General features: G+C 67.7%; 9 protein-coding genes. 7 read left to right on the top strand and 2 right to left on the bottom strand.

Annotation, left to right across the window (positions count from 1 at the left end; all coding sequences use genetic code 11):
- Positions 1-869: dTDP-glucose 4,6-dehydratase (gene rfbB / locus V7Q39_RS16710; RefSeq protein WP_333817748.1), on the bottom strand; the 869-nt coding region annotated here is incomplete at its 3' end.
- Positions 866-1,429: a dTDP-4-dehydrorhamnose 3,5-epimerase gene (rfbC, locus tag V7Q39_RS16705; RefSeq protein WP_333817747.1), complete on the bottom strand. Its 564-nt coding sequence runs from the start codon at positions 1,427-1,429 to the stop codon at positions 866-868. The genes rfbB and rfbC, both read right to left, overlap by 4 nt.
- A gap of 152 nt (positions 1,430-1,581) precedes the next feature.
- Between rfbC and V7Q39_RS16700 the strand changes: the two genes are divergently transcribed.
- The 7 genes from V7Q39_RS16700 to V7Q39_RS16670 all read left to right on the top strand — a co-directional run.
- The gene (locus V7Q39_RS16700) at positions 1,582-2,631 is read left to right on the top strand and encodes a saccharopine dehydrogenase (RefSeq protein ID WP_333817746.1); all 1,050 of its coding nucleotides are present in this window, start codon (positions 1,582-1,584) and stop codon (positions 2,629-2,631) included.
- An 83-nt stretch (positions 2,632-2,714) separates the two neighbouring features.
- Positions 2,715-3,866: a saccharopine dehydrogenase family protein gene (locus V7Q39_RS16695; protein WP_333817745.1), complete on the top strand. Its 1,152-nt coding sequence runs from the start codon at positions 2,715-2,717 to the stop codon at positions 3,864-3,866.
- Between the two features lie 132 nt (positions 3,867-3,998).
- On the top strand, positions 3,999-5,702 hold the full coding sequence (locus V7Q39_RS16690) for a heparinase II/III family protein (protein WP_333817744.1): 1,704 nt from the start codon (positions 3,999-4,001) through the stop codon (positions 5,700-5,702).
- 42 nt (positions 5,703-5,744) lie between these two features.
- Positions 5,745-7,331 (top strand): bifunctional phosphoribosylaminoimidazolecarboxamide formyltransferase/IMP cyclohydrolase, encoded by a 1,587-nt coding sequence (gene purH, locus V7Q39_RS16685; protein ID WP_333817743.1) that lies wholly within the window; start codon positions 5,745-5,747, stop codon positions 7,329-7,331.
- Between the two features lies 1 nt (position 7,332).
- Entirely contained in the window at positions 7,333-7,839 is a 507-nt protein-coding gene (gene lspA, locus V7Q39_RS16680; RefSeq protein WP_333817742.1) for a signal peptidase II, read from the top strand.
- A gap of 61 nt (positions 7,840-7,900) precedes the next feature.
- On the top strand, positions 7,901-8,431 hold the full coding sequence (locus tag V7Q39_RS16675; protein WP_333817741.1) for a DUF3035 domain-containing protein: 531 nt from the start codon (positions 7,901-7,903) through the stop codon (positions 8,429-8,431).
- Positions 8,432-8,515: 84 nt separating this feature from the next.
- Positions 8,516-8,934, top strand: a 419-nt coding sequence (locus V7Q39_RS16670; RefSeq protein WP_333817740.1) for a M16 family metallopeptidase, incomplete at its 3' end; no start/stop codon positions are given.

Below are 8,934 nucleotides of genomic sequence, written 5' to 3'. Positions count from 1 at the left end.
GCGTCGTGGCCGGGGCGGTCGGTGACGAAGGTGATCTGATCGGCGTAGGGGGTGGTTTTCGGCGCCATCTCATCCAGAAGCGCGCAGATGGTGCGGACGAGGTCGATGTTGCGGCGTTCGTTCTCGCCGCCGATGTTGTAGCTGCGGCCCAGGGTGCCCTTTTCCAGCACAAGGAGCAGGGCGTCGGCATGGTCTTCGACATAGAGCCAGTCGCGGATGTTCTCGCCAGTGCCATAGACCGGGATCGGGCGGCCGTGGAGGGCGTTCAGGATGGTGACGGGGATCAGCTTTTCCGGGAAGTGGTAGGGGCCATAGTTGTTGGAACAGTTGGTCAGGACGACCGGCAGGCCATAGGTCTCGTGCCAGGCCCGGACCAGATGGTCGGAGGCGGCTTTCGATGCGGAATAGGGCGAGCGGGGGTCGTAGGGGGTGTGTTCGGTGAACTGGCCCTCCGGTCCCAGCGAACCGAAGACCTCGTCGGTGGAGATGTGGTGGAATCGGAAGGTTTCGGGCTTTCCGGCGCGGCTCCAGTGGGCGCGGGCGGCTTCCAACAGGTTGAAGGTGCCGGTGATGTTGGTCTGAATGAAATCCGCCGGGCCGTCGATGGAGCGGTCGACATGGCTTTCGGCGGCGAGGTGCATCACGGCGTCAGGGTTGTGGAGCGCGAAGATGCGGTCGAGGGCGGCGCGGTCACGGATGTCGGCCTCTTCGAAGCTGTAAAGGTTGGAATTGGCGACGGAGGCGACATTGGCCTCGTTCGCGGCATAGGTCATGGCGTCGAGGTTGACGACCTCATGGCCACGGGCCACGGCAAGGCGGACGACGGCGGAGCCGATGAACCCGGCGCCGCCGGTGACGAGGAGCTTCATTCGCTGACCCCATGGCGGAAGGGCTGGCCGATGTCGGCGAGAAGGGGTGCGCGGGCATCCTTGTCCGAAAGGATGGGCGAAGCGGTGCCCCAGTCGATGCCGAGGGCCGGGTCGTCCCAGCGGACAGCACCATCATTCTCGGGGGAGTAGAGGTCGGAGCATTTGTACTGGACTTCGGTGTCGGCGGTGAGCGTCACGAAGCCGTGCAGGAAGCCCTTGGGGACGAACAGCTGCCGCCCGTTGTCGGCGGTCAGCTCGACGGCGACATGCTGGCCGTAGGTCGGTGATCCGCTGCGGATGTCGACCGCCACGTCCAGGATCGCGCCCTTCGAGCAGCGGACCAGCTTGTCCTGCGCGCGGGGCGGCGACTGGAAGTGCAGGCCCCGGAGCGTGCCTTTCGCGGCAGAGAAGGAGTGGTTGTCCTGCACCCAGGGCAGGTCGAGGCCCGCATCTGCCATCCGCGCGGCGTTCCAGGTTTCCATGAACCAGCCGCGTGCGTCGCCGAAGCGGCGGGGGGTGAGGATCAGGACTTCGGGCAATGCGGTGGGATCAATCTGCATGGGCAATACTCGTCAGGACGGATGCCGCAGACTTGCGACGATATGTGTCGCAATGCAAGCCGGGAGGGGCCGGAAACAGTCTGTTTGCGGGGTTTTGCCGGTTCTGGTCTTGGGCTATCAGGGGGCCGATCAGCAGGGGGAAGGACGAGGGCATGACCCATCTCTGGGTGCGGGCAGAACAGCGGCCGAACGAGGAGCGGGTGGGGCTGACGCCCGAAGGCGCGGCGGCGCTGGTGCAGGCGGGCATCCGGGTGACGGTGGAGAAGTCCTCGGTCCGGGCGATCCCGCTGAAGGGCTATGTCGCGGCGGGCTGCGGGATCGTGGAGGAGAATGCGTGGCCCAGGGCCCCCGCCGATGCGATCATCTTCGGGCTGAAGGAACTGCCGGAGGACGGCACCCCTTTGACGAACCGGCACATCATGTTCGGCCATGCCTACAAGGGGCAGCCGGCGGGTCAGGTCCTGCTCAAGCGGTTCAAGGCCGGGGGCGGGGTGCTGTACGATCTGGAATATCTGGTGGGCGAGGACGGGCGCAGGGTCGCGGCCTTCGGCTACTGGGCCGGATATGCGGGCGCGGCGGTCAGCCTGAAATGCTGGGCGGCGCAGCAGCGCGGCGGGATTGCCGGGCCGGTGCGGAAGGCCGCGTCGAAGGAGGCGCTGCTGGCGGAACTAGGCGCCGAGCTGGCCGGTCTGGAGCGGCCCCGGGCGATCATCATCGGCGCTTTGGGGCGGGTCGGCACGGGGGCGGCGGACCTGTGTCGGGCGATGGGTGTCGCGGTGACGAAATGGGACATGGCGGAGACGGCGAGCGGCGGGCCGTTCCCGGAGGTGCTGGAGCACGAGATTTTCCTGAACTGCATCCTCGCCCGGCCGGGGTGTCCGGTGTTCGTTCCGGCTTCGGCCAGGACTGACCCGCGCAAGCTGACGGTGATCGGGGATATCGCCTGCGACCCGACCTCGGATTTCTCGCCTATCAAGGTCTATGACCGGGCGACCGACTGGGATGCCCCGGCGCTGCGGGTGCATGACGACCCATCGCTGGACGTGACGGCGATCGACAACCTGCCGAGCCTGATGCCGGTGGAATCTTCGGTGGATTATGCGGCGCAGCTTTTGCCGTCGCTTCTGACGCTGGAGGCGCTGGACAAGGGAGTCTGGGGCCGGGCAAAGGTGGAATTCGACATGCACGTCGCGGGCGTGTGAGAGGGCGCAAATCTCTTCGAAAAGATTTGCCAAGAATTTTCGAAAATTCTTGGTCGGCGGGCCAAGCGAAGGGGAGCAAGATCATGACCATCCATTGGTGCGGCACGGGGCTGTCGTCGATTCCGGGCTTGCGGCGGCTGATCGAGGCGGGCCACCCCGTGACGGTCTGGAACCGCACGGTCGATAAGGCGCGTGCCGAAGTCGGCGACCTGACACAGGACATCCGGGCCTTCAGCCTGGAGGCGCTGGGCGCGGTGCTGAAATCGGGCGACATCGCGGTGTCGATGCTGCCGGCCGACCAGCATGTCAGGATCGCGACGCTGTGCCTGGAGAAGGGGGCGAACTTCGTCTCCTCCAGCTATATCGCGCCCGAGATGCGGGACCTGGATCAGGCCTTCCGCGAGGCGGGGCTGGTCTCGATCAACGAGGTCGGCCTCGACCCCGGCATTGATCACCTGATGGCGCATGACCTGGTGGCGCGCTATCGGGCCTCGCCTGTCTATCACAACGACAACGTCCTGAGCTTCACCAGCTACTGCGGCGGGGTGCCGAAAGAGCCGAATGTATTCCGCTACAAGTTCAGCTGGGCCCCGGCGGGGGTGTTGAAGGCGCTGCGCTCGCCCTCGCGCAGCTTGCGGCATTTCAGCGAGCTGCGGGTGGCGCGGCCCTGGGATGCGATCAGCCGCTATGACGCACCGCTACCGGTGCCGGAGAGCTTCGAGGTCTATCCGAACCGCGACAGCTATCCGTTCATGGAGGAATACCGCTTCGAGCCGCATTGGAAGGTGCGCGACTTCGTGCGCGGGACGATCCGGCTGAACGGCTGGGCCGACGCCTGGGCGCCGATCTTCCGCGAGATCGAGGGGCTGGAAGGCAAGCCCGTGGCGGAGATCAACGCCGCGCTGGACGCGCGGGCGGCCGAGCTTTTGAAGGACAATTCCTATGCCGAGGGCGAGCCGGACCGGGTGGTGCTGTTCGTGTCGCTGAAGGCCGAGCGCGACGGGGTGCCGGTGTTCCATCAGACCTGGGCGCTGGACGCCTGGGGCGATGTGCGCGGCACGGCGATGGCGCGGCTGGTCTCGGTGCCGGTGTCCTTGGCCATCGAGGCGGTCATGAACCGCGAGATCCCGGCGGGGGTGCATGGCGCACCGCATGACCCGAAGCTGCTGACGCGCTGGCTGGAGCAGGTCGGGCATCTGGCGCAGGTGCTGCAAAGGATCGACCACCTGGGGTGACAGCTCCTCGTTCGCCTTCGGCTTCTCGTCGAAGTCATGCGAGGAGTGCCGAAGGCATCGACGAGCGGCCCGGTTTTGCCTATCATCCGCGCCTACGACCCGGGCGAACCGGGCAAGCGAGCGAGGCAGGACGTGCGCACCACGTCGAAGCGACTGGATCGGCTGGCCGACCGGCTGGCGGTGCTGGCGGCGCGCCGGGCACGGCCTGCGGGCGGCTTCGTGTCGCAGCCGGAGCCGCGGTCCATCGGGCTTTACACCCGCGGCAAGCAGCTGGTGTCCGGGAACATCCTTTTGGCCGGCCATCTGGCCGAGGCGCCGGGAGTGTCGCTGTGGGAGATCGCCGCCCCCGAAGGGTTCACGGCGCAGGCGCAGGGGTTCGGCTGGCTGGATGACCTGGCAGCCTTGGGAACCAAGGAGGCGCAGGCGCGGGCGCAGGACTGGACCTGGGGCTGGATCACCCGCTACGGCGCGGGCAAGGGACCGGGCTGGACGCCGGACCTGACCGGGCGGCGGATCATCCGCTGGGTGCATCACGCGACCTTCCTGATGCAGGTCCGCGACAAGGCGCAGTCGGCGGCGTTCTACGCGGCGCTGTCGCGGCAGGCGGCCTATCTGGCGAAGCGCTGGCGCAGCGCGGCAGAAGGCCTGCCCCGGTTCGAGGCGCTGACCGGCCTTGTCTATGCCGGGATATCGCTGATCGGGATGGAGGGGCTGGTAGCCCCTGCGACACAGGCGCTGGCGGCGGCCTGCGAGGCGGATATCGATGCCGAGGGCGGTATCCCGACGCGGAACCCCGAGGAACTGCTGGAGGTGCTGACCCTGCTGACCTGGTCGGCCAGCGCGATGAGCGAGGCGAACCTGACCGTGCCGCCCGCTTTGTCGGCGGCGATCATCAGGATCGCACCGGCGCTGCGGGGCCTGCGGCATTCCGACGGCGAGCTGGCCCGGTTCCACGGCGGCGACAAGGGGGCGGAGGGGCGGCTGGATCAGGCCTTGGCGGCGGCAGGGGTGCGGGCGGGGGCGACGCCTGCCATCGCCATGGGCTATGCGCGGCTGCATGGCGGGCGGACCTCGGTCATCGTCGATGCCTCGGCCCCGCCGGGGGGACGGGCGGCGCGGACGGCCCACGCCTCGACAGGCGCCTTCGAGCTCTGCTCGGGGCGGCGGGCACTGGTGGTGAACTGCGGTTCGGGTGCGGGTTTCGGGGCGGACTGGGCAAGGGCGTCGCGGGCGACCGCCTCGCATTCCACGCTGGGGATGGACGGGGTCTCGTCTTCGCGCCTCGGCGCGGCGGGCGAGGCGCTGGACCACCGGGCGCAAGTCACCTCTTCGCGTCTCACGATGGGAACCGAGGGGACCGACCTGTATCTGGCGCATGACGGTTGGCTGTCCAGCCACGGGCTGACGGCGAGCCGGAGCCTGACGCTGGCGCATGACGGGCGGCGGCTGTCCGGGGTGGATGCGCTGACGGCGATGACGGCCGAGGCGCGGCGTCGGTTCGAGGATGTGATGACGACGACCGCGATGGCGGGCGCGCGCTTCGCGATCCGCTTCCATCTTCACCCGGAAGTGGATGCCGCGCTGGACATGGGCGGCGCGGCGGTGTCGCTGGCGCTTCGCAGTGGCGAGATCTGGATCTTCCGATTCACCGGCCCGGCGGATCTGCGGCTGGAACCCTCGGCCTATCTGGAGCAGGGGCGGCTGAATCCGCGCCCCTGCCTGCAAATTGTGCTGCATGGCGAGGCGCGGGGCTTCGAGACACGGATAGGCTGGACCTTGGCGAAGGCAAAGGATACTCCGCTGGCCATCCGGGACCTAGAGGGGGTGGACCCCTGAAGGCCCCGGCTGATGACCACGGGCAAGCGAAGGGTTCCAGCGATGACCAACCTCGTCCCCATCGGCCGCGCGCTGATCTCGGTTTCCGACAAGACCGGACTTCTGGACCTGGCCCGCGCACTGGCGGGATACGGGGTGGAGCTGATCTCGACCGGCGGGACCAGCGGCATGTTGCGCGCGGCAGGGCTGGCGGTACGGGATGTCAGCGACGTGACCGGGTTTCCCGAGATGATGGACGGGCGGGTGAAGACGCTGCATCCGAACGTGCATGGCGGGCTTCTGGCCTTGCGCGACGACGACGAACATCTGGTGGCGATGGCCGCGCATGGGATCGAGCCGATCGACCTGCTGATCGTGAACCTCTACCCGTTCGAGCAGACCGTTGCCAACGGGGCCGACCATGCCACCTGCATCGAGAACATCGACATCGGCGGCCCCGCGATGATCCGCGCCGCGGCGAAGAACCACCGCTTCGTGGCGGTGGTGACGGACCCGCTGGATTATGACTGCCTCCTGGCGCAGTTGAAGGCGAACGACGGGGCGACGATGCTGGCCTTCCGGCAGAAGCAGGCGCTGACCGCCTATGCGCGGACAGCGGCCTATGACACCGCCGTCAGCACCTGGCTGGCGGAAGAGATCGGTCAGGCAACCCCGCGCTATCGCAGCTTCGCGGGTCGGCTGGCCCAGCCGCTGCGCTATGGCGAGAACCCGCATCAGGCGGCGGCCTTCTACACCGATGGCACCCGCAGGCCGGGCGTGGCTACGGCGCGGCAGTGGCAGGGCAAGGAGCTGTCCTACAACAACATCAACGACACCGACGCGGCCTTCGAACTGGTGGCAGAGTTCGCGGGCGGTGATCCGGCCTGCGCGATCATCAAGCACGCGAACCCTTGCGGGGTGGCCACCGCTTCGACCCTGACCGAGGCCTACCAGCGCGCCTACCAGTGCGACCAGACCTCGGCCTTCGGCGGGATCGTCGCGCTGAACCAGGTGCTGGACGCGGCGACGGCGGAGGAGATCGTGAAGATCTTCACCGAGGTGGTGATCGCCCCCGATGCGACCGATGAGGCGCGGGCGGTGTTTGCGGGCAAGAAGAACCTACGCCTGCTGACGACGGGCGCGCTGCCGGATCCCAAGGCGAAGGGGCTGGCGTTCAAGCAGGTGGCGGGGGGATTCCTTGTGCAGGACCGGGATGCGGGGCACGTTTCGGCCAGCGATCTGAAGGTGGTGACGAAGCGCGCCCCGACCGAGGCCGAGCTGCGCGACCTGATGTTCGCCTGGACCGTGGCGAAGCATGTGAAGTCGAATGCGATCATCTATGTGAAGGATGGCGCGACCGTAGGTGTCGGCGCGGGGCAGATGAGCCGGGTCGACAGCACCCGCATCGCCGCCCGCAAGGCGCAGGACATGGCCGAGGCGCTGGGGCTGGAGCACTCCCTTACCAAGGGAGCTGTCGTGGCCTCGGATGCCTTCTTCCCCTTCGCCGACGGCCTCATCACGGCGGCCGAAGCCGGGGCGACGGCGATCATCCAGCCCGGCGGCTCGATGCGCGATGACGAGGTGATCGCGGCGGCGGATGAACGCGGGCTGGCGATGGTCTTCACCGGCCAGCGGCATTTCAGGCACTGACATGCGGCGTTTCTGGATCACCGCAGTCGCCACCTTTGCGCTCGACCAGCTGACCAAGCTGGGCGTCGTCCACGGATTGGACCTGATCGACCGGCACGAGATCGACGTGCTGCCCCCGTATCTGGTCTTTCGCATGGCCTGGAACGAGGGCATCAACTTCGGCCTTCTGTCGCACGGCTCGGACATCGCGCGTTGGGGCCTGATTGCGGTTGCCCTGGTGATCTCGGCCTGGGTGATCTGGTGGATGCGGCGCGAACGGGGCAACTGGAAAGCGGAACTGGCGGGAGGCCTGCTGGTGGGGGGCGCCCTGGGCAATATCGTCGACCGAATCGCCTATGGCGCGGTGGCGGATTTCCTGAACATGTCCTGCTGCGGGATCGAAAACCCCTATGCGTTCAACGTGGCCGACATCGCGATCTTCGCGGGGGCGCTGGGGCTGGTGATCTTTGCCAAAGGCGCGGCGGCCGGGCAGGCGAAGGGTGGAAAACCCGTCCGCCGCCGTCGCTAAACACCCGTGACGCCCGCTTTGCTTTAGGCTAAGACGGGTCAAAGACGGTTCGGAGGCAGGTATGCGGGCAGCGAAAGGCAGGGCGGTCATCGCGGTTGCGGCGATGGTCACGCTGGCGGCCTGCGGTGGCAGGGACGCGCCCCAGTTGATGAACCTTCGCAGCGGGCAGGGTCCGGACGAATTCGCTATCGTTCCCCCGAAGGCGCTGGAAATGCCCAAAAGCCTTGCCGACCTGCCGGAGCCCACGCCCGGCGGCTTCAATCGCACCGACCAGACGCCCGAGGCGGACGCCGCAGTCGCGCTGGGGGGCAAACCCTCTGCCGCCGGGGGCATTCCGGCCGGCGATTCAGCGCTTTACGCCCATGCAGCACGCTTCGGCGTCGATGGCGGCATCCGCGCCCAGCTCGCTTCGGAAGACCTGAAATGGCGGCGCGACAACGATGGCCGCCCGCTGGAGCGGCTGTTCAACGTGAACGTCTACTACAAGGCCTACCGCAAGCAGCGGCTGGACCAGCAGGCAGAGCTTGCCCGTTGGCGCAAGCTGGGGATCCGCACCCCCTCGGCGCCACCTCGTCAGGTTGGCGAAGAGTAACAAGCGCGTGGCCCCGGCCTGCCCGGGCTTGATCCTCGCGGCCGCGCACCGCAGTTTCCCCCGAACACCTGACTGGAGAAGCCGATGCTCGGAAGAACAGGCGCTGGCATTGCCCTTGCGCTGACCCTGGCCCTGCCCGCCGCCGCACCCGCCCTTGCCGACGAGCCGGTGACGAATTTCACCCTCGACAACGGGCTGAACGTGGTGGTGATCGAGGATCACCGCGCCCCGGTGGTCGTGCAGATGATCTGGTATCGCGTCGGCGCGGCGGACGAACCGCTGGGCCATTCCGGCATCGCGCATTTCCTGGAGCACCTGATGTTCAAGGGCACCGAAAAGGTGGCCCCGAACGCCTTCTCCGGCATCGTCGAGGCACAGGGGGGCGACGACAACGCCTTCACCAGCTGGGACTATACCGCCTATTTCCAGCGCATCGCCGCCGACCGGCTGGATCTGGTGATGGAGATGGAAGCCGACCGGATGCGCAACCTGCGCCTGACCGA

Origin of the sequence: Tabrizicola sp., from assembly GCF_036781545.1 — a bacterium.
Lineage (GTDB): Bacteria > Pseudomonadota > Alphaproteobacteria > Rhodobacterales > Rhodobacteraceae > Tabrizicola.
The sequence above is the reverse complement of the archived record's forward strand: the minus strand, read 5'-3'. Positions and strand labels throughout refer to the sequence as shown.